The organism is Paenibacillus sp. LX16 (assembly GCF_036252815.1).
Taxonomy (GTDB): Bacteria; Bacillota; Bacilli; order Paenibacillales; family Paenibacillaceae; genus Paenibacillus; species Paenibacillus polymyxa_B.
In genome coordinates this window covers 4,133,720-4,157,464 of record NZ_CP141152.1, presented here as the reverse complement: position 1 = coordinate 4,157,464, position 23,745 = coordinate 4,133,720, and the positions used below count along the sequence as shown (strand labels likewise).

The following is a 23,745-nucleotide window of genomic DNA, read 5'->3' as shown; positions in this document are numbered from 1 at the left end:
TCGTTGGGGGATTTACTATGTTTATTTTTGGAAGTAGGAGTATGAGCGGGAAGTGTAACATGAGTTAATATAGGAATATGGTAATACGCCACATGGTTTGCCATTTGGATGCTTTTCATGCTGCCAATACAGATACTTAAAACCAAAATGATGCCCTATCCAAACGATCTAAATTTAAAAATAATGGAGTGATAGAATGATAAGAGGACTTGTACTTTTAAATAGTGGGAATATTGAAGATTACTTACCAGACTTATATGAGTGGAGTCATACTGAAACCGAAAAAGAGCAGCATACTTGTAGACCCATAAGCGAACTACCTCCATATAACAATTATAAAGAGAATGTATTGAAAAGACTCGAAAATGGGCTATTAATATATATCTTAGTTGATAGAACTAACACTAATAAACGGATAGGCAAGATACAGCTTTTTGACTATAATTCTCGGAATAAAAGTGCCGAGATCGGATACTACTTGCCTTTAAGGCATAGGAAGCAAGGATATGCAAATGTAGTACTTGAGTTATTTTTAAACACAATGTTTGAACGTAAGGATTTAGAGTTGAATAAAATTTACGCGACGGTTGCAGCATGTAATCAAACATCCATAAAATTATTAGAAAAATTCCATTTTAAGCTGGAAGGGACTTATCGAGAGCATTACTGGTTTAGTGATGGTTCGATATGCAATCAATATCATTATTCTTTGCTAAAAAGAGAGTATGTTAGCTTATCTGAAAAGAAAATAGAGGCAATTGAATGATATTCATTTAAATGAATTGGAAGTATATCCTTTCCATCGTCTCGATACATGTGGAGTGTGTGGTAGTAATATATTTGAAATAGGTTGGTGGCAATAGGTTAAATGGTTTTTAACTAAATATAGAAGTGTGTTTTATGTTCCCCCGGACGAATGGTTCGGGGGATTTTTTTGACCTCCGGGGTCTTACTTTTACGCAGAAAAGAGTGGCGAAGTTCGATAATATGAAATATAATCGTATTACATATTATCGTTTGACAAAACAAAATGGATGTGATTTAATGTGTAATATAGGATTATTTCAAAAAATGCAATCTGATGTTTGGGGGTGATTTATTTGGAGAAAAGAGGATTAAAAGAGTTCGTAACATTCGTTCCAGGTATAAATCCAACAAGGGCGCAAAAACAGTTTAGTACTCAAGTAATAAATTATTATGACCAGTCGTCTTTTGAAGCTGATTATAATCACGAGGACGTAGTAGTTGAAGATGAGTCAAAGTCTTTATCTCAAAATAACATATCATTAAATGAAGGTGACGTTGTTATCAGTAACTCATTACAGCTTGCAACAATGGTCGGTAAAATTAATGTTGGTAAAGTGTTGTCCCTCAACTTCACAAAAATAGAGTTTGATAGCGAAAAACTTGATAAGAGATATTTCCTTTTCTTATTTAATGCTTATAAAGATGTGAGGCGACAAAAAGAAAGGGAGTTGCAGGGGAGTGGCCCTGTTCTAAGAATTCCACTTCGTTCTCTAGAGGAGATTATTATTCCCGTCGTTCCTCTTGAGGAGCAGCACAAAGTAGGTGCTATTTACGTAGAAACATTGAAGCTACAAAGTAGGCTAAACAAATACGCAGACTTGATCGGACAGTTTACGAGCTCAATCATAGAAGAAACTTTAGAGGGGAAATAATCAAATGAAAAGCCAATCGGAATTAGCATTTGAAAATGAAGTCGTCGATTATTTGACCAAAATCGGTGGAGTAAAACAATGGGAATACAAAAAAGACATAAGAACAACCGAACAACTCTGGGATAACTTTAAAATGATCCTAGAACAAAACAATCGTGCTCGTTTAGATGAACCATTGTCTGTTACTGAATTTAACCAGGTGAAGAAAATCATCACTAGTATCGAATCACCTTACCATGCTGGACAATTTTTGTATGGTATTAACGGAGTTTCTGAAATTGAAGTTGACCTTGACAATGGTAAGCATGTTTTTCTGACAGTATTCGACCAAGCTCAAGTCGGTGGTGGGAACACTGTTTATCAAGTGGTAAATCAAATTAAACGGCCAAAAGTAATTGATGGTAAGCCAAATCGTCGATTTGATGTGACGTTGCTTATTAATGGTTTGCCAATTATTCAAATCGAATTAAAGAAAGCACTTCACAGTACTACAGAATCCTTGAACCAGATGGAACAGTATATTGCTGAAAAACAATTCAGTGGTATCTTTTCAACCTTGCAAATTCTAATCGCGATGACGCAGTATGATATTCGTTACATGGCAAATACCCCGCTCAAAAGCTTTAACCGAGCTTTTGCATTCAACTGGCAAAATGAAGATGATGCTCGCCCTATTCGTTCGTGGAAGGTGTTTGCGGATAAAGTATTGTCAATTCCAATGGCTCATGATTTGGCAACACGCTACATGGTACTTGATGGTACTAAAAACAAAGAAAGTATCAAAGTCATGCGTCCTTATCAAGTCTATGCCACAAAGCGTGTGCTTGATAAAGTTAGAAAGTTTGACTTCAAGTATGATGATGGTAGATTAGGATACATTTGGCACACGACTGGCTCAGGTAAAACAATCACAAGTTTTAAGACAGCGTGGCTTGCAAGCCGTCTATCTAATGTGGATAAAGTTGTCTTCTTGGTTGACCGAATCGCACTTACCAACCAAACCGCTGATGCCTATAAAGCCTATGATCCTGTTGCGGGTTTTGAAGGGAAAACGGGTGTGGTGGGTGACACAGCCAATATCTCAGATCTTCATCGCAAACTAACGAAGAAAAGCGATAAGAACATAATTGTGACAAGTATCCAAAAGATGTCGCGTTATGTAGCACGGGATAGCTTCAAGCCATTGAATGAAAGTATTCTTTTTATCGTTGATGAAGCCCACCGTTCAACTGGTGACGGTACTGAAAATGAAGGTATGCTTGAAACGATCCGAAAAGCTATTCCTAATTCTGCTTGGGTTGGCTATACTGGGACACCAAAATTCCCCGGAACACGAGAAATTTTTGGTGATATTCTACATGCTTACACCATCAAGGAAGCTATTGCAGATAAAAACGTCTTAGGGTTTAACGTTGAATTCAAGGAAACGATCGAGGCTCCTAAAGATCCGACCGAAGATGATATCGACGATAATGTTCGTGGAAGTGTCTACGACTATAGTCCAGAACATGTGAAATTGGTAGTGAACGACATCTTCGAAAACTGGAAGAAACGTTCAAATGATCGCAAGTATAATGCCTTGTTTACAGTCCACGTTGGAGGTAACAAAGCAAGTACACCAAGAGCGATGGAATACTTCGATAAATTTGCTGAAGAAAATGCGAATCGTCCAATAGAGCAACGATTAAAAGTTGCGGTGAGTTTCTCAGCAGATACATCTAATAGTATTCATCAACTAAAAACGAACGAGAACTTGCATAGAGCCATTAAAGTCTATAACACATTGTTTGGCACAGCTTTTGATATGACGACAGTTAAAGCCTACACAGAAGACTTAGCACGACGGTTGAACAAGACAGCTGATGATGGTAAGTATTTAGATTTGGTTATCGTTGTTGACCAACTTTTAACCGGTTTTGATGCCCCTGAGATGAATACGCTCTATATTGACCGAACGCTTAAGGGTGGGAACTTGATTCAGGCATACTCACGTACAAACCGAATGCATAACCTTGTTGATAAGCCTTGGGGGAATGTTGTTAACTATCGTTGGCCAGAACAAAACGAATATGAAATGAATAAGGCTTTTGCTATCTATTCAAATCGTGAATCTGCAGCCGAACAGCTTTCACTTGAAGATTTGAAAGAAGGTAATGAAGAGTCTGGTATCATTTCGAAACCATTCAGTAAGGTTCAAGCTGAGATGCAAGAAGTCATCAAGAAGCTTGGGTCGCTTACAGATGATTTTGTACAATTACCACCAAGTGAAAAAGCACAGGATGAAGTCTTTGAAAATTTGAAAGAGTATAATCGTTTGCTTAGTCAGTTGAAACAATATACCGAAGATGATGACAAAAATCCTGTTTCTGCTTATGATCAACCTGAAGAGTTCTATGAACGTTTAGGGATTACTGAGGAGCAGGAAGTCATTTTAACAACTGTCATCGCCGGTGAGTTGAAAGAACGACGTGCTAAGCGAGAAAACATCGATATTTCGCAAGTCAATCTCTCTATGATTCATATTCACGACGTTACCATCAACTATGACTACTTAATTGATTTAATTGCTCGAATGGCTGACGAAGTTCATGCGAACTTTATGTCTAAAGCAGAAAAGACACGTGATGAAATCCATATTGAAATTGCCAAGTCAGATAATGAAAGAGAAAAATCTAAGATTCGCAACTTTGTATCTAAAATTTTCTCAAAAGAGTTTGAATTTGATAATTATCCAGCACCCCGAAGTGTTGAAAAAATGAACCAAGCGATGGATAGAGCACAAAAGGATACGAATATTCAACTTGTAACAAACTTCATCCGTACATGGGGGCTTGATAACAGCACAAAGCCTAAGGAACTTGAAACTTTAATTAAGAAACATCGTTTAGGTCAAGAGGATGTGGATAAACAAGGTGAGTTAACAGCAATCATGAATGACGCAAGAGCTGATTATAAAGAAATTGCAGATGAAAAGATTGCGGAATTATCCTGGGTGCGATATCGTATTGAATTCCGTAAGGCATTTTACGAAATGGCAGATGTAATTAAGAAGGGTGAGTAGTCTAGTGATGAAATTATACAGACTACAAAAAGGAGATTAGGAATGAGCGATAACATAGCAAAACCACCTCAAATCAGATTTGCAGGATTTACAGATGCTTGGGAACAGCGTAGGTTAGGTGATTTATTGATTTTCTCTAATGGTATAAATGCCCCGAAAGAAAATTATGGTAAAGGTAGAAAAATGATTAGCGTTATGGATATTTTAGCTAAGGAACCACTTACGTACGAAAAAATAAGGAATTCTGTTAGAGTTGATAAAAAGATAGAGGAAAAAAACAAAGTCGAGAATGGTGATTTAGTTTTTGTTCGTTCTTCTGAAATTTCTGAAGAAGTTGGATGGGCAAAGGCATATTTACAAGATGAGTATGCACTTTATAGCGGTTTTTCAATTCGAGGAAAGAGAAAAAATAATTACGATGCTTACTTTATAGAACTTTCTTTAAACAACGTTAATAGAAAACAGATTGAAAGTAAAGCAGGTGGGAGCACACGGTTCAATGTTAGCCAAGAAATTTTAAATAGTATTATTATTATAGAACCAAGTCTTGATGAACAAATGAAAATCAGCAGTTTGTTTAATCACCTCGACAACCTCATCACCCTTCATCAGCGTAAGTTAGAACTATTGAAGGATACGAAAAAGGGCCTGCTTCAAAAAATGTTTCCGAAAGATGGAGCCGATGTTCCTGAAATTCGCTTTGCAGGATTTACGGATGCTTGGGAACAGCGTAAGTTGAGTGACGTGCTAACTGAACGTAATGTTCAGCATCCACAAAACAAGAATTATCCACTAGTATCATTTACTGTTGAGAAAGGTGTTACACCTAAAACAGAACGTTACGAACGAGAACAGCTTGTTGTGGGTGATAAAGCTGCTAAAAAGTATAAAGCCACTGAGCTAAATGATATCGTCTATAATCCTGCTAACCTGAAGTTTGGTGCGATTTCACGAAATAGTTATGGAAAAGCGGTGTTCAGCCCAATCTATGTGACGTTCGAAGTAAATGACAAGTTAGCATTTCCAAGCTATGTCGAAATGTTCGTCACACGACAAGACTTTGTTCGGTATTCATTACGGTATCAACAAGGTACTGTGTACGAACGCCAATCAGTTAGCCCGGAAGATTTATTGAGTTTGAAAATTTTATTGCCAGGCAAGGAGGAACAGCTCCAAATTGGTAATTTCTTTGAGCAACTCAACGTCACTATCGCTCTTCAGAAGCGTGAGTTAAATTCGCTTGAAAATTTGAAGGAATCACTGCTTCAACAAATGTTTATATAAGAAAAGGAGATTACACAAATGAGTAATGCAAGAGATATTACATCAAAGCTATGGGAAATGGCTAACAAACTACGTGGAACTATGGATGCAAGTGAGTACAAGAACTATATTTTGCCATTTATGTTCTATCGCTACTTATCAGAAAATCAAGATGAATACTTAAAAGTCAATGATTTGGAAGAGTTCTACGAAGTGACAGATGAGACTGAAAAAGAAGATTACCTTGAAGAAATCAGTAAAGGTATCGGATATGCGATTGACCCAGCCTACACTTGGGATAAAATCGTATCAAAAATTGAAAATCACAAAATCAAAGCTAGTGATTTCCAAGACATGTTTGACTCGTTCAATACAAATGCCAAACGTAACGCGATCGCAGAAGCGGACTTTGCTAATGTATTTTCAGATGTTAACCTCGGGGACACACGTCTAGGCTCAAGTACAAACGAACGTGCAAAGGCTTTGAATGATATCGTTTTGATGATTAACGAGTTTACTTTCAAAGACGATTCCGGTCGTGACATTTTGGGCGACGTTTACGAGTATTTGATTGGGCAATTTGCTGCCAATGCTGGTAAAAAAGGTGGGGAATTCTATACACCTCATGAAGTTAGTCAAGTTTTGGCGAAAATTGTTACGATTGACGCAGCTGGTACTGGCAATCAATTCCGTGTATATGACCCTACTATGGGATCGGGTTCACTTCTATTGACAGTTCAAAAAGAATTGCCAAATGGTAACGAAGAAGGAAGCGTTGAGTTTTACGGTCAAGAGTTGAATACGACAACTTATAACTTGGCCCGCATGAACTTGATGATGCATGGGGTGAATTATCGCAATATGGAGTTGAAACGGGCAGACACACTTGATGCTGATTGGCCATTTGCAGAAAAAGACGGCACACAAATTCCTTTGAAGTTTGACGCGCTCGTATCAAACCCACCATATTCTCAGAATTGGGATACAAAAGACGTTGATCGAGAAAAAGATACACGTTTCAAGGGTTATGGTGTAGCACCTGCTTCTAAGGCAGATTATGCCTTTGTTCTTCATGGACTGTACCACTTGGATAAAGCTGGAACAATGGCTATCGTGTTACCGCATGGGGTACTTTTCCGTGGTGCGTCTGAAGGTAAAATCCGTAAAAATATCATCGACAACAATCTGTTAGATGCTGTTATTGGATTACCAGCTAACTTGTTCTATGGCACAAGCATCCCAACTTGTGTGCTGGTGTTCAAAGGTCGTGAAGCTCGGAAAAGTAAAGATATCTTGTTTATTGATGCTTCAAATGAGTTTGAAAAAGGAAAGAACCAAAACAAACTCTCTCCTAAAAACACCGAAAAAATTATCGAGACTTACAGTAACCGTAAAGACGTTGAGAAATATGCTCATGTGGCATCTTTGGATGAAATCAAAGAAAATGAGTACAATTTGAACATTCCACGTTATGTCGACAAGTTTGAAGAAGAAGGCGTTATTCCACTTTCACAAGTGGCTCAAGAGTTGTCAGAAGTAAAAGCAGATATTACGAATTCATATGAAAAATTGTTTGAGCTTTTGAACGAGTTGAACGGGACAACCGATGAAGCCAAAGAAGAACTGAGTAAATTTATTAATCTTTTAGGTAAATAATAGTGTTAGAAAAGAGCTAAGGAGGATTTTAAACCTTGGCTCTTTTCACAAACACTTGGGAACAGCGTAAGTTATTTTTGATGACCATTCACCAAAACAGGTGAAGTATGCTTTAGAAACTTTGATCAGACAAGCAGAATTAATGTATGGCATAAATTGTCCCCTCGCTTTTGAAATTATTCATTTATTCATCAACCTGAACCAATAACAGTCTATTCTTAAATCCCCCACGCTTTTCTTTCTTCTCCAGCCTTATCTGCTCAAACTCCTCTATGCTAATCCCCTGATTATCCAATATAGCATAAACGACCTCAACCAAATCCGCCAATTCTCCAACCTGGTCAGCAGTTTCAGCAGTAAGATATTCCTGAAGTTCCTCCTCTAACTTCATATCGAGCATGTCTGAGTAGTCATTGTCATCCAACACCATTATTGTTGCTTTCTTTCCTGAAGCTTCAATAATCTGTGGAATCTTATCACGGACTAGGGCGTGTCTTCAAACCTAAGCAAGCCATACGAGAATGGAAGCCAGCGTTAAAAAAGCCTGGAAAGTGCAGGCTAATTTATCATAGCGAGTAGCAAGTCGACGATATTTTTTCACCTTGTTAAAAAAGCATTCCACCAAATGACGCTCTTTGTAGAGATCGTGGTCGTATTTCGGTTTCACCCGCCGATTTTTCTTCCCTGGGATCACCGGGATCGCTTCATGCTCTTTCAAAAGAGATCGGATAGCGTTGGTGTCATACGCCCGGTCAGCTAAGACTTGCTTCATGGTTAGTTCAATGGTTTGGAGTATTTCGTATCCCTGGACAGAATCATGGGCCTGTCCTCCCGTCAATTCGAAACGAAGTGGTTTTCCAACGCATCAACCACGGCATGAATTTTCGTGCTTAGTCCGCCTCGGGATCGTCCGATTGCTTGCTTGTCTTGCCCCCTTTTGCGCCTGATCCATGCTGATGGACCCGCACGATCGTGGCATCAATCATTATGCTTTCTTCGTCGAGATCAAGCGAAACATGCTCTAGAACCTTATCCCAAATCCCTGCTTTCTGCCAGCGCCGAAAGCGAGTATATACCGATTTCCAATGGGGAAAGGTGTCTGGTAGATCCCGCCATGGGGCACCCGAACGAGCGACCCAAAGCATGGCATTTAACATCCATCGATTGTCCACAGCGGGACGTCCTCCTTGTGGTTTACGTTCGGGTGGAAACAGCTTTTGAATTAGCCGCCATTGTTGATCTTGGATTTCGTATCGTGTACTCATCTACTTTATTTAACCTATTTAAGCTTTGTTAAACAGTTTGAAGACACACCCTAGATGATTGCAGTAATCTTTTATCTATTCTTCGGCAATCTATCTTCCAAGAAGCCGTTCAAGGTAAACTTGTACCACAAGACCCGAACGATGAACCTGCAAGTGTATTATTGGAGAAGATTAAGGCTGAGAAAGAGATATTGATTAAAGAAAAGAAAATCAAGAAATTTAAGCCATTGCCTGAGATTACGGAGGATGAGACTCCGTATGAGTTGCCGCAGGGTTGGGGATGGGTTCGATGGGGAGAGCTTATATTTGGTATTGATGCAGGTTGGAGCCCAAAGTGCCATGATTATTCTGCAACATACCCAGAATGGGGAGTACTAAAAATAAGTGCTGTAACTTGGGGGAGATTTAATCCAAACGAAAATAAGTATTTACCAGAAATGAAAAAAGAAAAGGAGAAACTTGAAGTGAAAGCAGGGGATTTTTTAATCTCAAGGGCAAATACTGCTGAATTAGTTGCAAGAAGTGTTATAGTGGAAGAAACACCAGAAAGATTATTGCTTAGTGACAAAATTTTAAGGCTGTTATTTTCAGATGAAGTTATTCCTGCCTATATAAATTTGGTTAACCTTAGCCCTAGTGCTCGGAAATATTACTCAGGTATTGCTACCGGAACAAGTGATTCAATGAAAAATGTTTCACAAGAGCAAATTAAAGGCTTACTTATCCCACTGCCTCCTCTAAACGAACAAAAACGGATTGTTGAAAAAGTAGACCAATTTATGACTCTATTTGACGAATTAGAGAAATCAGTTGAGCAATCGAGACAGGATAGTGAATTACTGATGCAATCCATACTACAGGGGGCATTTGGCGTAACCGGAACTAAAGATAATATTGTTAAGTTTCCTATAGTTAATTCTGATAGCCTAGAAGATTGGGAGATCGCAGCTCGTTCAGATGGGGAGATTGATTTTGAAACAAAAGCCAAAATTAAAAATAGAGTTACTGAGTTACTCGGCAAATCACAGCAATGATAGCCGCTGAAAAGGCTCAACAAGTATTTCGTGAATTCAATATTACAACTGTACCTGCTTTGAGAATTAATCAAATTTTTGAACATTATAATATTATCTATGATGAGATGGAATACGGTGATCCAAATTATATGGGGAGCTTGATTCGTGCTGAAGGAAAAATAATTATTCTTGTTAATACGGATATTAAGAATGTTGGACGAATTAATTTTACAAAGGCCCATGAACTCGGGCATTTTATGTTAAACCACAAAGGGCAACAATTTGAATGCTCGCGAACCGACATACAAGATTCATCCAGAAAACCACTTGAAATTGAAGCCAACCAATTCGCAAAAGAATATCTTCTTCCAGAACAAATGGTCAAGCTCATATCTATGTCTGCACCATTTGATTTTGATACAATTAAGTCAATTGGCAACGAATTTATGGTTTCCAAGCTTGTAGCCGTATTTCGAATACTAGATTTTTATTTAGGAAATTATGCTGTAATTGGTTCTAAATATGGCATAATCACTCATCTTAAAATGTCAAAGAGTCTTGTTGGCAAGATTAATTTCTTGAAATTAGGTGCTCCTATCCATAACAAATCATTTGCTAAAGAAAGTTTAACTTCAAATATCCAAATGAATGCATACACAGATATTGATCCAAAAGCATGGATTGTTCAAAATCGTACAGGTTCACATATCTGTTTGAAAGAATATTCGAGAACGGACAGATCTTCTGGTAGTACTATGACTCTTCTCAAAGTAGATTTTTTGTAATTGGATATTCCCGAATGGCGCCTTAGAATGAGGAAAACAACACAGCTATACATTCAAGTACTTTCCGAACAAACTAACAGCAATGGTTAACAGTGGAAGGTGGGAATCCTTGTTCGCTGAAAAGCTTAACGATCTGAAAGAAATCTTGGATTACTAGCCCTTACTTTAGCAGATCCATGGATGGAAGGAAGCGTTCAGTGAGGTGTCCACTGCGAAATGTTGAGTTTAGAGGTTATGGACAAATAGCTGAGGATAACTATTCTAGTTCTTCCATCTCAACCAAATCAATAATCTCCCGAATATCTTCTATTCCCATAGCTTCGGCAATTCTTTCAATATGATTAAAATTGATGCTTTCACGTTTACCTGATTGAAGTTCGCTTAGAGCAGCGTGTCGTACATCAGATAAACGTGATAGTTCTCTCAAGGAGATATTGTGTTTTCTCGTAATTTCGTTTATTTTCACAATTACTTTCTTTGCCATTAGGTTCCCCACCTTATTTTACAAATTTTTCTTGACGATACGCATAAACGTAACATATAATTTTTGTAAAACTGGTACTCATATACGTACCAAAAGGTGGGGGATATTTTGACTTCTCAGAGTGACATGGTAGCGGAGTATGAAAAGTTAGTAGAACTTGAAGAGCAATACACAGAGAGGATTCAAACTTGTATTAAATTACTTGGAGATGCGTTTAACATTATCGCTGCCAAAGCAGGAGCGTTGAGCATGGATGCGGTTAAGGAAGCGGCTTATTATTTACACTCAACGGAGATTGAACTAAACCATGTTTTGTATTATATCCGTTTAGAGAAAAGTATTTTAACTAACAAGTTAGAGATTGAAACAAAATGAAGCAAACCCAAGCATAGCAGCGAAGGGGACGGAATCGTTCTGAAGAAGCGGAGCGTTCGCCTTTGAACCCGGATTTTTACCGTTAAAATATAATCAAAAAAATCTGGGGGCAACAGCGATCGGAAGAATGATCCGTCTACGTAGCGACCTCATATGCACGTACTTGCTCAATCCACCCAGTAATCAAGCAACTCAAGCTAACCCGACAGGGCCCTTCACGGTCTAATCGGGTTTTCTCATTTCAATCCCCACCCATAAATCTTCACGCCCCTCCCAACACCGCCACCCAAATAGTTACACCCACTCCCAACATCATGTATAGTAAAGTTATGGGAAATAAACATGAACCCGCATATTATCTTGAACGTTTAACCGTACAATAAGAAACATGGCAAAAACGAGGAGGAACGTGATGATACATCCAACACAGATTCAGGATATGCTGCAAGCCGCGCTGGAGACGGGCGGAGATTTTGCAGAGGTGTTCGTCGAGGACCGTACCAATGGACAACTGGGCATGACCGGGGGAGTCGTAGATACGGCGCTGTCAGGCCGAGATTTTGGGATTGGTATTCGGATTATGAAGGAGCATTTCTCGGTGTATGCCTACACCAGTGATATGAGCGACCGGAGCCTCATCAGACTGGCCAAATCGGCTGCCAAGGCTATTCGTGGAGGTGGAGCGCCAGGTACACACACCATTACACTCCATCCCCATGCGATCCCTAACCAACATCCGATTGCGATCATTCCTGACGCTTCACAGAAACGTGCCAAGATCGACATGATGAGACGGGCGCATGAGGCGGCAAGCCAATACGATCCTTCCATCACACAAACCTCCATTGGGATTAGCAACTCGATCCAGAACGTGCTGATCGCCAATAGCAACGGGCTGCTGGTGGAGGATACCCGCACGTATACACGTATGAGAATAAGCGCGATTGCGACCGATGGGGAGCATAGACAATCCGGGTTCCGTGGGCCGGGAGCGTATGCAGGGACTGAATTCCTGGAGAATCTGAATATCGAAGAAAATGCGAGACACGCGGCTCGTATTGCGACCACGATGGTCAAAGCGGGATATGCGCCTAGCGGCAGACTGCCGGTCGTAATTGAGAACGGCTTCGGCGGCGTCCTTTTTCACGAAGCATGTGGACACGGGTTGGAATCTACGGCGGTGGCGCATGGAACTTCCGTGTTTGCGAATAAGATCGGGCAGCAGGTGGCTTCGCCGCTCGTCACGGCTATAGATGATGGAACGATTCCGAACGCGTGGGGCTCGCTCAATATTGATGATGAAGGAGCGCCGACACAGCGCAACGTACTGATTGAGAACGGCATTTTAAAAGGATATCTGATCGACCGCATGGGCTCGCGCCAGATGGGTGTATCTGCGACAGGGTCAGGACGAAGACAATCCTATAAATTCGCGCCTGCGTCCCGTATGAACAATACGTTTATTGCGAACGGGGATTCGACCCGTGAAGAAATCATTGCGAATACGGAGTACGGGATCTATGCCAAATCGCTGGGCGGTGGTTCGGTGAATACCTCGACGAGCGAGTTCAATTTTGCGGTTGAAGAGGCATACATGATTCGCAACGGCAAAATTGCGGAGCCGGTTAAAGGGGCAACGCTAATCGGCAAAGGGATTGAAACCCTGCAAAATATTGATATGGTCGGCAACAATCTGGATCATGGTCAGGGGATGTGCGGCTCGGTCAGTGGAAGTCTTCCGGTCAACTGCGGACAGCCGACAATTCGTGTGTCCGAGATGACCGTCGGCGGACGGAAGGGGGAATAGGCGATGAATATTCAGAAATTTCAGGAAGCGTTGTTCACAAAAGGCCGGGAAATCGGCTACGCGGATATGGAAATCTACTATGTAAATGGACGTTCTACCTCGGTGAAGGTACTGAAGGGAGAAATTGACCAATATACCATCGTTGAAAACGGTGGGCTTTCCTTCCGGGGCGTCATTAACGGGAAAATGGGCTATGCCTCTACAGAGAAGCTGGAACCGGACGTGATCGACTTTTTATTGGAAGAGGCACGCAGCAATGCGGACATATTGGAGAGCGAGGAACAGGATGAGCTGTTCGCAGGCTCTGAGAGCTACCCTGAGCAGCCTGCCTATGCCGCAGCGTTGGCTGACACGGCTCCTGAGATTCTGATCGAAGCAGCGTTAGAAATGGAGCGTACAGCGCTTGCCGCAGATCCACGGATTGTGATGGCTCGGCATTGCTCGGTCAGCATTCGTGAAAATGAGGTTCTGATAGTAAATACAAAAGGACTGCACTGCCATCGTCGCAAAAGTCTGGCGAGCGCTTATGTGTATGTGATTGCAGCAGACCATGACGAGACTGTTACCGGGGGCTGGCATGATTATTCCCTGCGGAGCGTGGAGGAAATCGATATTGCGGATGTGGCGCGTAAAGCCGTAAAAGAGGCTGTTTCCAAGCTGGGTGCGCACACGATCCAATCGGATAACTATCCGGTCATTTTCCGTCATGATGCAGCAGCGCAATTGCTGGCTGCGTATACGTCGGTATTTTCAGCGGAGTCGGTGGATAAAGGCTTTTCACGCTTGGCTGGGAAACTGGGGCAAAAGGTGGCAAGTGAGCATATTACGCTGATTGATGATCCGCTGATGGAGAACGTTCCCGCAGGCAGTACGTTTGATGCCGAAGGCAGTGCGACGCATCGTAACGAGATCATCAAGGACGGGGTACTACGGACGTATTTCCATAACCGCAAGACGGCCCGCAAGGCTGGGGTGCAGAGTACCTCTAATGCTTCCAAGGGAAGCTATAACGGTAAAATCGGTGTGTCGTATCATAATCTGTATGTGGAACCAGGGACGTCTACGTTGGAGGACATGATTCGCGAGACGGATCGCGGGTTGATGATCGTCGAGCTGCAAGGGCTGCATGCGGGTACGAATACGGCGTCCGGTAATTTTTCGCTGGCTTGTCTGGGATATTGGATTGAGCAGGGGCAAGTGGTCAGAGCGGTCAATCAGATTACGGTATCAGGCAACTTCTTTGACGTACTACAGCAGGTAGAGGAAGTTGGCAACGATTTACGTTTTACGGGAAGCTGCACATCGCCTTCGCTCAAGCTGGCTGCACTCTCGATTTCAGGTTCCTAATGACTGGAGCGGCCTTCTTTTTTCAGACTCACGGGCTGTTCCTGACGTTTTAATTGCTTAGCGATGACAGATGCCTGATGCATCGAGGTATGGTAAAGTAGGAGAAAGTCTTTGAAATATGAAAAAAAGGCTTGGTTACAGCACCGCGACAGGGTATTATAGACAATAATATATTCGAAAAAAGGTTCGAATTGAATTTTTATTGGGGGATGTATATGAGATATATAAGCACTAGAGGTCGAGTAGAAGCCAAGGGATTTATTGATACCGTGCTCATGGGGTTAGCTGACGATGGAGGTCTGATGGTACCGGAGCAGATTCCGACCGTGTCGGCAGCTACGTTAGAGCAATGGGCTACATTGAGCTACAGAGAGCTACTGCTGGAAGTTTTTGCGCTGTATATCAATGATGAGATTCCTCGTGAAGATTTGGAGCAGCTGGTGGAGCGCAGTTACGCGAGCTTCCGTCACCCGGAAGTTACGCCAATGAAGAAGATCAACGATTCCCTGTCTATTTTGGAGCTGTTCCACGGGCCTACGTTCGCGTTCAAGGATGTGGCGCTGCAATTTATGGGTGAGTTTTATTCCTATGTGTCCAAAAAGCAGAATGAGATCATTCACATTTTGGGTGCAACCTCGGGCGATACCGGGGCAGCAGCGATTCAGGGCGTGCGTGGCAAGGAAGGCATTAAAATCTGTATTTTGCACCCACACCAAAAGGTGAGCAAGGTACAAGAGCTGCAAATGACGACGGTTGACGATGAAAATGTATTGAATCTGTCCGTAAAAGGGAACTTTGACGATTGTCAGAAGGTCATTAAGGACCTGTTTGCCGATCTGGATTTCAAAGCTAAACATCATTTGCGGGCGATTAACTCGATTAACTTTGTGCGCATTTTGGCGCAAACCGTATATTACTTCTATGCTTATTTCCGGGCGCAGGAGTCTGCGGGTACGAAAAAAATCAATATCAGTGTGCCATCTGGCAACTTCGGCAATATTTTTTCCGGCTTTCTTGCGAAGAAAATGGGTCTGCCGATCCATAAGCTGATCATTGCAACCAATGAAAATAATATTTTGGAGCGCTTCGTGAAGACAGGCGAATACAAGCCAGGCGACTTTAAAAGCACATACAGTCCTTCGATGGACATTCAGGTGGCGAGCAACTTCGAAAGATACCTGTATTACTTCCTCGGTGAGGATGCAGCCAAGGTATCTGAATACATGGATAATCTCAAAACCGAGGGACGGATTGTGATCGGTGCAGAGGATTTGAAACGGGTGCAGCAGGATTTTGAAGCGCTCGGTGCTTCGAATGAGCAGTGTTTGGAACTGATCAAAAAATACAAAGCCGAGTACGATTATTTGCTCGACCCGCATACAGCTTGTGGTATTGCCGCGTATGAGGCTTATAATGGCACAGATGAAGTATGTGTGACCTTTGCGACAGCACATCCGGCCAAATTCGATGAAGCGATCCGTCTGGTGGACATCAAGCAGGAATTCCCGGCGCAAATTGAACAATTGTTCTCCAAATCGCAGCATCAGCAGGTGGTAGAGCATGACGAGGCAGAAATTGTGCGTCAGCTTGAAGCCTTTTATGTGTAAAAGAATGGGAAAGGAGGCTACGCCCTGCGCGCTAGCCTCTTTTTTATTTCCATATTTTCCAGATGTGCTGTATGTTTTAGTTTCAATTTGTTCACATTATAATGCCATGTGGAGTAAGGTGTTAGGGCCTTAAAAATCGTGAAAAAAGCCCGTGAATCAAGGGATTTAGCTTTAATAAACTAACAGACAATGAGAGGTTCATAGAGTTATTTAATGAAGGATACAAAATTTTTTTATAGGCGAATTAGATGTATTATTATAAAAAATCATGTATAGTTAACTAAATTTTATGAATACATAAAGTTCCACTCTCGAAGGTGCAGAATAAGTCGTTCCGTCATTTAACAGAGGGGCTAATTATAAAAGGGGTGTATTAAATAATGACCATGATCCGTCCAGAGCAGAGTCAACAAGCAGCAGCCGAATACGTGCAGTCCGTTTTTGAGAAGGTTATCGCGCGCAATCCTCATGAGAATGAATTCCATCAGGCCGTCAAGGAAATATTGGATTCGCTAATTCCGGTATTGGCTAAGCACCCTAAGTATATGCAGCAGGGGCTTCTGGAACGGCTAGTGGAGCCGGAGCGAGTCATTACCTTCCGTGTACCTTGGGTGGATGATGCGGGGGTTGTACAGGTCAACCGTGGCTTCCGTGTGCAGTTTAACAGTGCGATAGGGCCTTATAAAGGTGGACTTCGCTTCCATCCGTCTGTATATCTGGGAATCGTCAAGTTTTTGGGTTTTGAGCAGATTTTCAAAAATGCATTGACGGGTCTTCCCATCGGTGGTGGTAAAGGCGGCTCGGATTTTGATCCCAAAGGGAAATCAGATAACGAAGTGATGCGTTTTACACAAAGCTTCATGACGGAGTTGTATAAATATATTGGCCCAGATGCCGACGTTCCGGCAGGGGATATTGGTGTAGGCGGACGTGAGATCGGCTACATGTTCGGGCAGTACAAGCGGATTCGTGGAGGACATGAAGGCGGGGTCCTGACGGGCAAAGGGATTCATTACGGAGGCAGTCTCACACGTACGGAAGCGACTGGCTATGGCTGTGTTTATTTTGTAAACGAGATGCTGCAGGCGCAGGGATCGTCCTTTGAAGGAAAACGCGTCGTCGTGTCGGGCTCAGGGAACGTATCCATTTATGCGATTGAAAAAGCACAGCAGCTCGGTGCTACAGTCGTGGCATGTAGTGACTCGAATGGCTACATCTATGATCCAGACGGTATCGATCTGCAGCTGGTGAAGCAGCTGAAAGAAGTGAATCGTCTGCGGATTAGCGAGTATACTCAAGAGCGTCCAGGCGCAATCTATACAGAAGGCTGTTCGGGGATCTGGTCGATCCCATGCGACATCGCACTGCCATGCGCCACACAGAATGAAATTGACGAGCAAGCAGCCCAGCTGCTGGTAAGTAATGGCGTAAAAGCTATAGGCGAAGGTGCCAATATGCCATCCTCGCTACAGGCCATTGAAGTGTTTTTGGACAATGGGGTTCTGTTTGGACCAGCCAAGGCAGCCAACGCAGGCGGAGTAGCGGTCTCGGCGCTTGAAATGTCGCAGAACAGCATGCGCCTGTCATGGAACTTTGAGGAAGTGGATGCCAAGCTGCATGATATTATGAAAAATATCTATGCTAACAGCGTGAAGGCGGCTGAGGAATACGGTGTGCCGGGCAATCTGGTTGTCGGAGCCAATATCGCAGGATTTGTGCGTGTGGCCGACGCAATGCTGTCACACGGGATTATTTAGCACAACGGAACACCTCGCATCTCCCATTGCATGATAATTTTATAACGAAGCTAATAAAGTAAAGTAAAGCTGAGCGGCTCTTGTGCGAGTCGCTCAGCTTTTATTTGCAAAGAGCACTTTATTTTTCTCAGGGACTTGATTTATTTTTAAAGAGGATGTATATTACTTGATAGATCAATAATTGATGGATCAAAGGTTGTATCACGAAGCCCAACGATATGCTTAAGGGAGGAGAGATTGATATCACCCAGACACCATCCGAGCCTGAGTATATTTTTGACATGCTGTTGTTGCTGAACAAGCAGATTAGCACCAAGTTTGAGCGTTGTGCAGGAGTCAGCGCATCCAGATTGCAGCTATTGTGCAAGTTGTATCAAGTGGAGGAGATTAGTCAAACTCTGCTGCAAAAAGAGGTTGGCATTGACGCTGCAGCGGTAACGCGTCATTTGAAACAACTGGAAGCGACAGCAATGGTCACACGACGCACGAAGCCAGAGGACAACAGGGTTACCTTGGTAAGCCTGACCGATTATGGGCGTGCACGCATTGTCATCTCTAAGCAGGAGCGCTCGCAGTTTGTAGCTCAGCTGCTACAGAGCTTCGACGAGACCCAGCGACACCAACTAGCTGATATGCTGCAAGTGATGAATAGTCATATATCCGATATGGACTGACAACCTTTTTTTAACATTACTATACCCACAGAGGGACAAGGAGAGATTGGAATGAATAATACGAACACATCCAGTACAGTAAAAACGAATGATTTTAAAGAAATCGCCCTGGGACGCCGTTCTGTAAAAGTATACGATCCGTCCGTGAAGATCAGCCGTGAGGAAATGACAGAGATTTTGACAGAAGCTACACGCGCACCATCTTCCATTAATCTGCAACCTTGGCGTTTCCTCGTCATTGACAGCCCTGAAGGTAAAGCCACACTGGCACCATTGGCCCGTTTCAACCAACGTCAAGTAGAGACATCTTCGGCAGTGATCGCTGTGTTTGGAGATTTGAACAACTTTGATAATTTCGAACAAATTTTTGGAGAAGCTGTAGAACTGGGCTATATGCCAAAAGACATTAAAGAAATGCAACAGGAAAAAGTGGCAGCTCATTTTGCAGCGCTTGATCCAGTTGTGAACAGAGAAACGGTCCTGATCGACGGTGGTTTGGTATCCATGCAGCTTATGCTGGTAGCGCGCGCTCATGGCTACGATACCAACGCTATCGGCGGTTATGAGAAGGATCAAATTGCTGAAGCCTTTGGTCTGGACAAAGATCGTTATGTACCTGTCATGCTTATTTCCATGGGTAAAGGAATCAACGAGGGTCATCCGTCCACACGTTTGCCTATTGATCAAATCGCACAGTGGAAATAAGGGAAACGAACTAACATCTATACGCAACATAAAAAAACAGGCGGACAAAGGAAATCCCTTTGCTTCGCCTGTTTTTATGTTTGCTTGGATGCAACGTAGAACGCGGGTGCTTATCACGTTCTCAGTCTTTCAGTTATCATTTCACGGTATTCGCTCCCGACGTTTCTGCCGGGTCAGCGGTGTCATTTTGAGGATGATGATAGTGCTTGGGCCATATAATTTGGTGTGAAGTATGGCTAAGCTCCTCATAAAATAACGGGGCTTTCTTGAATAGGCGTATGACCAGATGGAAAAAGAACCATCCGTTGATCACCAACAACAAAAGGCTGATCAGAACACTTACCCATGGAGAGACTTGAGACCACAGCACGGGTCCTCCCAGTACGTAATTAAGTCCAAAATACACCCAGTACAAGAGACTGTAACGCTTGATGAGCTCCCATAGGGAAATCCGTTGTCCTGTCCCTGTAAGATGAATACGCACCAGCCATTTCCCTGGCGTTCGCCCATTCGTTAGGTAAGGAACCACCATAAAGTATACCCCACTAGAAACCCAGAAGGCAGCAGGCACATGCAGGGACTCCATGATGCCGAGTAGCCCGGTCCATATGATAGAATCCACGAAAAAGGCTACACCCCGTCGGGTATAGGACACCCGTTTGGTCGTAATGTCCAAATGCTTGTCCAGATGTTCCAAGCGAGGCAGGAAGCGTGAAAACCATTCGCCTAATAGAAAGCCTAGCATACCGCCTAATGTATTAGCCATCAAATCGTCTACATCGAACACACGATACGCATGGTCAAAAAATCCATACAGTCCTGTCAGCTGCGTCACCTCAAAGAAGAGGGAGAGGATAAAGGACAGAATCAGACACCATCCCCATCGTGCACGGAAATAATAACGTAAGAACATACCGAAAGGCATGGTCATCACAACGTTAAAAACGACTTGCAGAAAAGCGCGCTCCTTCAACAAATGAACATAGCTGGAGGGATGAGCGGGTGAGACGGATGTTTCTCTTATAATGTCGTGAACGAACTGCAAGGGCATCAACTGCAACGCTCCCCCGGCTAATGCAGCATTTTGACGCGACGCCGGAAGCGGTAATATGACCAGAAAGAAGGCGTTCATCAAGTATAAAAGCATCAGGTAAAGCAGCCATGCTCTAGCCTTGTGAATATAGCCATGCCTGCGATATTGCACGATTAGGAAAGGCAGTGTGAACAATAACGCAGCAAAAGGAAACGCAAGAAAGGCATACGAAACAGGAAACAGGTAAGATTGAATCATATGCTACTTACGCCTGCTTTCTCCGGAACTTCACCAAAGACCAAATGATCAGAAATGCCATGAAAGCCACGCACACGCTAATGCTGATGCGATTTTGTGGATCAAGCAAGAATAGGAACGCAATGACCCATAGACATCCCACTGTAACCGCCGTTACATAAGGGAATCCCCATATCTTAAAAGTAGGCTCCACTGGATAAGATTTGCGCAATTTCAATTGGGACAGACAAATGCAGCTCCAGACGAGCAGCACGACAAAGCCAGGTACAGCCATCAAAATACGGAACAGCCCGTCCTGAGCGATATATGCAACCATAGAACCGACAATCAGGACTACAGCGCACAATTTGAGACTATTTACCGGAACCCCGTTTGAAGATAAGCGGGCGAGTGATTTGGGACCTTCTCCATTGATAGCCAGCGAATGTAGCATACGTGTAGCCCCGTAAATCCCCGAATTAGCGGCAGACAGTACAGCAGTGATCAGAATAAAGTTCATGACATGAGCCGAGCCTTGAAGCCCTACAGAAGACAATACCTGTACAAACGGGCTGGTATTCGCATCCAGTTGGTTCCAGGGAATCAAGCCACAAATGATGAGAATGGGCAACGTATAGAACAAAACAACGCGAAGAATAAAGCTTTTAACCACTCTAGGCAGTACTTTTTCCGGATTTTCTGTCTCCGTCAACGTCAGTCCAATCAGCTCGGACCCTCCGTATGAAAAGGTAACGACCAGCAGCGCTGAAAAGATAGCCAACCAGCCATTGGGTAGAAATCCGCCGTGCTGCGCGTAGTTGCTTAGATAAGGTGGAGTTTCAGTGGGAATAATCCCGAACAGTATACAGCCACCCAAGGCGATGAAGATAATAATCATGGCAATCTTAATACCTGCAAGCCAAAATTCCAGTTCCCCAAATCCGCCGACACTCAGCATGTTGACGACAATAATGAAAGCCGCACTGACTAAACTGAGTACCCATAGAGGGACATCTGGCAACCAATATTGCAGGAAGCTGCCCGCAGCAATGACCTCAATGATACAGACGGCCAGCCACATGAAGCAATACAACCAGCCGATAATAAAGGACAGTCGTTCTCCAAAAGCTTTGCGAATAAAATCCTTCATATTCATGTTGGGATAGACGGTAGCCATTTCGGCAATTGCGCCCATAACGACCAAGAGCAGGAGTCCAGCGAAGACATAGGATAAAATAACTCCTGGTCCCGCCAAGCTAATCGTTTCGGTACTTCCTTTAAAAATTCCCGTTCCGATAACTCCACCCATAGCCATAAAGGTAATATGCCGTGGGAGCAGCTTTTTGTGCAAAGTGGGTTCATTTGATTTCAATATGAAATCCTCCTTCATATAGTGTATAGCTTCAGCATAGCCCAAACAGGGTTACTTCAATTAGACTTATACTACATGAAAATATCCAATTAGGAAATGAAAGAAATAGGATCTGGTAGGGAGATTGAAATCGTTAGAGGACAAACTGAAGAAAACAGAGGCAGAATGCTGGCGCTGAGGATTGCTTTATCAGCGGTCATTGTGCCTCTTATTGCTCTACTTGGTGATATTTAAGTGATCACGCAGGGGGCATGAGGGCGTTAATCTGGTGCAGTATTGGCGTTACGGCGGGAACTAGCTCCGCAATATTCCTTTAGCCCGCACTTGCTTGAGCCAACTAGGAAACTCATTCAGCAGACGGTCGTACAATTCTGCGTCTGTCACGGAGTCAATGTCATCCAAGGCAAAGAAATCTGCATTATCTACTACGCGGCCGCGCATCTTATCCAACTTTCGAAGAATTCCGTAATCGGCTTTACCAAGACCTACAAATTGCCAGAAAATCGGAGTGCTTGAGCTTTTAATCAGCAGCTGTTCTATTTTTTTTTGTTCATAAATACCTCCATCACTAAAAAAGATAATGTAGGTCGGGATCATGTCGTTGGGATCTTCTTTTGTGTATTTAAGTATGATATCCTTCATGACTTCTGGCTCGTTATTGCCCCACCCCAGCTCACTATCTTCACTAGGCTCAGCATAATTCCTATGGATGTAATTCTCGAAATCCCTCTCTGTGACGCTTGGAGCACGTTTGGCTTTGTCCGCAAAAAACCATACATCCATTTCACCATCGTCATCCATACAGGCGGCTACAGCCAACACACGTTCGCAGGCTTTTTGCACAGTCCCACCCGTGTACAATTTGAACATAGAAATAGAAGCATCGAATACAACCGCTACACGTGCTTTTTCACGGTCTATTTTTTTCTTTTTCAGTGAAAATTGTACATTCTGCTTGTGCAGATTAATTCTTGCGTTAATGGGGGCAGTCTCTTTTCCGCCAGCTTTAGCACCTACCGCGCTTAAGATCGCCGATGTAGGGATGTTCATCTGAACGGTATCCGCTGGCGATTCCGTTTCCTCCACGGTCACACCATGAGCCTCGGCGAGCGGCTTTAGTCCTCCATTGAAACCACGCCCAACTGCGCGAAGCTTGAAGCCAGACGTATGGCGGTATATTTCAGCGAATACGAGTGACGTTTCTTTGGTAGCTTCGGTGATGCTGTAGGTGATATGGGATTGCTTGCCTTGAGCAGTAAGTGAGCAGCCGACCACATCGGCAAAAGTACCCGGGCCGTCCAGTGTGGCCGCAAACACACATTTTTCCACTCCGGTTCGTTCCAGTTCCTGGAGCGCTACAGTAAACTCAGTGGTTCTGTCATTTGGACGCTGTAACCGTACATGGCCGTGCGGGTCAGCGGGTTGATTGTAAAAAATGAAATAGTCATCTGAGGAAACCTTTCCGTCTGCTCCTACCATAAAACAGCTAACATCCAGTTCGGCAGGTGCATGCTTCCATGTAATGGTGACCCGCACCGTATCTTCCTTACCGAATGGTGCATTAGCTCCTGTACTCAATGCAATGTTGGGACCGCTCATGCTGTCAAACCCCCTATGTATTT

At 43.0% G+C, this 23,745-nt stretch carries 19 protein-coding genes and 1 pseudogene; 14 read left to right on the top strand and 6 right to left on the bottom strand.

What is annotated here, in order from left to right:
- Positions 1 to 196: 196 nt before the first annotated feature.
- The 5 genes from T3H97_RS18605 (at position 197) to T3H97_RS18585 (ending at position 7,659) form a co-directional block, all read left to right on the top strand.
- Positions 197 to 766: a GNAT family N-acetyltransferase gene (locus T3H97_RS18605; protein ID WP_328800529.1), complete on the top strand. Its 570-nt coding sequence runs from the start codon at positions 197 to 199 to the stop codon at positions 764 to 766.
- Between the two features lie 334 nt (positions 767 to 1,100).
- Positions 1,101 to 1,679, top strand: coding sequence for a restriction endonuclease subunit S (locus T3H97_RS18600; protein ID WP_061830820.1), 579 nt, complete (start codon positions 1,101 to 1,103; stop codon positions 1,677 to 1,679).
- Positions 1,680 to 1,683: 4 nt separating this feature from the next.
- The gene (locus tag T3H97_RS18595; protein ID WP_328800528.1) at positions 1,684 to 4,740 is read left to right on the top strand and encodes a type I restriction endonuclease subunit R; all 3,057 of its coding nucleotides are present in this window, start codon (positions 1,684 to 1,686) and stop codon (positions 4,738 to 4,740) included.
- A gap of 42 nt (positions 4,741 to 4,782) precedes the next feature.
- Positions 4,783 to 6,024, top strand: coding sequence for a restriction endonuclease subunit S (locus tag T3H97_RS18590; protein ID WP_328800527.1), 1,242 nt, complete (start codon positions 4,783 to 4,785; stop codon positions 6,022 to 6,024).
- 18 nt (positions 6,025 to 6,042) lie between these two features.
- Entirely contained in the window at positions 6,043 to 7,659 is a 1,617-nt protein-coding gene (locus T3H97_RS18585; RefSeq protein ID WP_328800526.1) for a type I restriction-modification system subunit M, read from the top strand.
- A 184-nt stretch (positions 7,660 to 7,843) separates the two neighbouring features.
- Here T3H97_RS18585 and T3H97_RS18580 read toward each other — a convergent pair whose 3' ends face one another.
- Both T3H97_RS18580 and T3H97_RS18575 read right to left on the bottom strand, forming a co-directional pair.
- Complete coding sequence (locus T3H97_RS18580; protein WP_081112477.1) at positions 7,844 to 8,089, bottom strand: nucleoside triphosphate pyrophosphohydrolase; 246 nt, start codon at positions 8,087 to 8,089, stop codon at positions 7,844 to 7,846.
- Between the two features lie 72 nt (positions 8,090 to 8,161).
- Positions 8,162 to 8,924: pseudogene (locus T3H97_RS18575) on the bottom strand (IS5 family transposase).
- A gap of 161 nt (positions 8,925 to 9,085) precedes the next feature.
- On the opposite strand from T3H97_RS18575, the gene T3H97_RS18570 reads away from it, so the two are divergent.
- Both T3H97_RS18570 and T3H97_RS18565 read left to right on the top strand, forming a co-directional pair.
- Positions 9,086 to 9,958, top strand: coding sequence for a restriction endonuclease subunit S (locus tag T3H97_RS18570; RefSeq protein ID WP_328800525.1), 873 nt, complete (start codon positions 9,086 to 9,088; stop codon positions 9,956 to 9,958).
- A complete protein-coding gene (locus tag T3H97_RS18565) occupies positions 9,955 to 10,725 on the top strand; it encodes an ImmA/IrrE family metallo-endopeptidase (RefSeq protein ID WP_328800524.1) in 771 nt (256 codons plus the stop codon). Before T3H97_RS18570 ends, T3H97_RS18565 begins: the two co-directional genes overlap by 4 nt.
- Positions 10,726 to 10,981: 256 nt before the next feature.
- Here the strand turns inward: T3H97_RS18565 and T3H97_RS18560 are convergent, their stop codons facing one another.
- Complete coding sequence (locus tag T3H97_RS18560; protein WP_328800523.1) at positions 10,982 to 11,209, bottom strand: helix-turn-helix domain-containing protein; 228 nt, start codon at positions 11,207 to 11,209, stop codon at positions 10,982 to 10,984.
- Between the two features lie 108 nt (positions 11,210 to 11,317).
- On the opposite strand from T3H97_RS18560, the gene T3H97_RS18555 reads away from it, so the two are divergent.
- The 7 genes from T3H97_RS18555 (at position 11,318) to T3H97_RS18525 (ending at position 19,481) form a co-directional block, all read left to right on the top strand.
- Entirely contained in the window at positions 11,318 to 11,584 is a 267-nt protein-coding gene (locus T3H97_RS18555; protein WP_328800522.1) for a hypothetical protein, read from the top strand.
- 412 nt (positions 11,585 to 11,996) lie between these two features.
- The gene (locus tag T3H97_RS18550; protein ID WP_328800521.1) at positions 11,997 to 13,391 is read left to right on the top strand and encodes a TldD/PmbA family protein; all 1,395 of its coding nucleotides are present in this window, start codon (positions 11,997 to 11,999) and stop codon (positions 13,389 to 13,391) included.
- Positions 13,392 to 13,394: 3 nt separating this feature from the next.
- Positions 13,395 to 14,738, top strand: a complete 1,344-nt coding sequence (locus T3H97_RS18545; protein WP_328800520.1) for a TldD/PmbA family protein — start codon at positions 13,395 to 13,397, stop codon at positions 14,736 to 14,738.
- Between the two features lie 215 nt (positions 14,739 to 14,953).
- A complete protein-coding gene (thrC, locus tag T3H97_RS18540; RefSeq protein ID WP_328800519.1) occupies positions 14,954 to 16,345 on the top strand; it encodes a threonine synthase in 1,392 nt (463 codons plus the stop codon).
- 380 nt (positions 16,346 to 16,725) lie between these two features.
- A complete protein-coding gene (gdhA, locus tag T3H97_RS18535; protein WP_328800518.1) occupies positions 16,726 to 18,102 on the top strand; it encodes an NADP-specific glutamate dehydrogenase in 1,377 nt (458 codons plus the stop codon).
- 281 nt (positions 18,103 to 18,383) lie between these two features.
- Positions 18,384 to 18,776 (top strand): MarR family winged helix-turn-helix transcriptional regulator, encoded by a 393-nt coding sequence (locus T3H97_RS18530; protein ID WP_328802847.1) that lies wholly within the window; start codon positions 18,384 to 18,386, stop codon positions 18,774 to 18,776.
- A 51-nt stretch (positions 18,777 to 18,827) separates the two neighbouring features.
- Positions 18,828 to 19,481 carry a nitroreductase family protein gene (locus T3H97_RS18525; protein WP_250239844.1) on the top strand — a complete coding sequence of 218 codons (654 nt, stop codon included), beginning with the start codon at positions 18,828 to 18,830 and terminating at the stop codon, positions 19,479 to 19,481.
- Between the two features lie 136 nt (positions 19,482 to 19,617).
- Here T3H97_RS18525 and T3H97_RS18520 read toward each other — a convergent pair whose 3' ends face one another.
- The 3 genes from T3H97_RS18520 to T3H97_RS18510 form a co-directional block, all read right to left on the bottom strand.
- Positions 19,618 to 20,772 carry a VanZ family protein gene (locus tag T3H97_RS18520; protein ID WP_328800517.1) on the bottom strand — a complete coding sequence of 385 codons (1,155 nt, stop codon included), beginning with the start codon at positions 20,770 to 20,772 and terminating at the stop codon, positions 19,618 to 19,620.
- A gap of 7 nt (positions 20,773 to 20,779) precedes the next feature.
- Positions 20,780 to 22,123, bottom strand: a complete 1,344-nt coding sequence (locus tag T3H97_RS18515; protein ID WP_328800516.1) for an amino acid permease — start codon at positions 22,121 to 22,123, stop codon at positions 20,780 to 20,782.
- Between the two features lie 294 nt (positions 22,124 to 22,417).
- Positions 22,418 to 23,722: a VWA domain-containing protein gene (locus T3H97_RS18510; protein ID WP_328800515.1), complete on the bottom strand. Its 1,305-nt coding sequence runs from the start codon at positions 23,720 to 23,722 to the stop codon at positions 22,418 to 22,420.
- Positions 23,723 to 23,745 lie beyond the last annotated feature (23 nt).

Coding starts and splice junctions, on each gene's coding strand:
- T3H97_RS18560 (WP_328800523.1), bottom strand. CDS start 11,209: ATGGCAAAGAAAGTAATTGTGAAAATAAACGAAATTACGAGAAAACAC.
- T3H97_RS18585 (WP_328800526.1), top strand. CDS start 6,043: ATGAGTAATGCAAGAGATATTACATCAAAGCTATGGGAAATGGCTAAC.
- T3H97_RS18605 (WP_328800529.1), top strand. CDS start 197: ATGATAAGAGGACTTGTACTTTTAAATAGTGGGAATATTGAAGATTAC.
- T3H97_RS18580 (WP_081112477.1), bottom strand. CDS start 8,089: ATGGTGTTGGATGACAATGACTACTCAGACATGCTCGATATGAAGTTA.
- T3H97_RS18520 (WP_328800517.1), bottom strand. CDS start 20,772: ATGATTCAATCTTACCTGTTTCCTGTTTCGTATGCCTTTCTTGCGTTT.
- T3H97_RS18530 (WP_328802847.1), top strand. CDS start 18,384: ATGCTGTTGTTGCTGAACAAGCAGATTAGCACCAAGTTTGAGCGTTGT.
- T3H97_RS18545 (WP_328800520.1), top strand. CDS start 13,395: ATGAATATTCAGAAATTTCAGGAAGCGTTGTTCACAAAAGGCCGGGAA.
- thrC (WP_328800519.1), top strand. CDS start 14,954: ATGAGATATATAAGCACTAGAGGTCGAGTAGAAGCCAAGGGATTTATT.
- T3H97_RS18595 (WP_328800528.1), top strand. CDS start 1,684: ATGAAAAGCCAATCGGAATTAGCATTTGAAAATGAAGTCGTCGATTAT.
- T3H97_RS18525 (WP_250239844.1), top strand. CDS start 18,828: ATGAATAATACGAACACATCCAGTACAGTAAAAACGAATGATTTTAAA.
- gdhA (WP_328800518.1), top strand. CDS start 16,726: ATGACCATGATCCGTCCAGAGCAGAGTCAACAAGCAGCAGCCGAATAC.
- T3H97_RS18565 (WP_328800524.1), top strand. CDS start 9,955: ATGATAGCCGCTGAAAAGGCTCAACAAGTATTTCGTGAATTCAATATT.
- T3H97_RS18590 (WP_328800527.1), top strand. CDS start 4,783: ATGAGCGATAACATAGCAAAACCACCTCAAATCAGATTTGCAGGATTT.
- T3H97_RS18550 (WP_328800521.1), top strand. CDS start 11,997: ATGATACATCCAACACAGATTCAGGATATGCTGCAAGCCGCGCTGGAG.
- T3H97_RS18510 (WP_328800515.1), bottom strand. CDS start 23,722: ATGAGCGGTCCCAACATTGCATTGAGTACAGGAGCTAATGCACCATTC.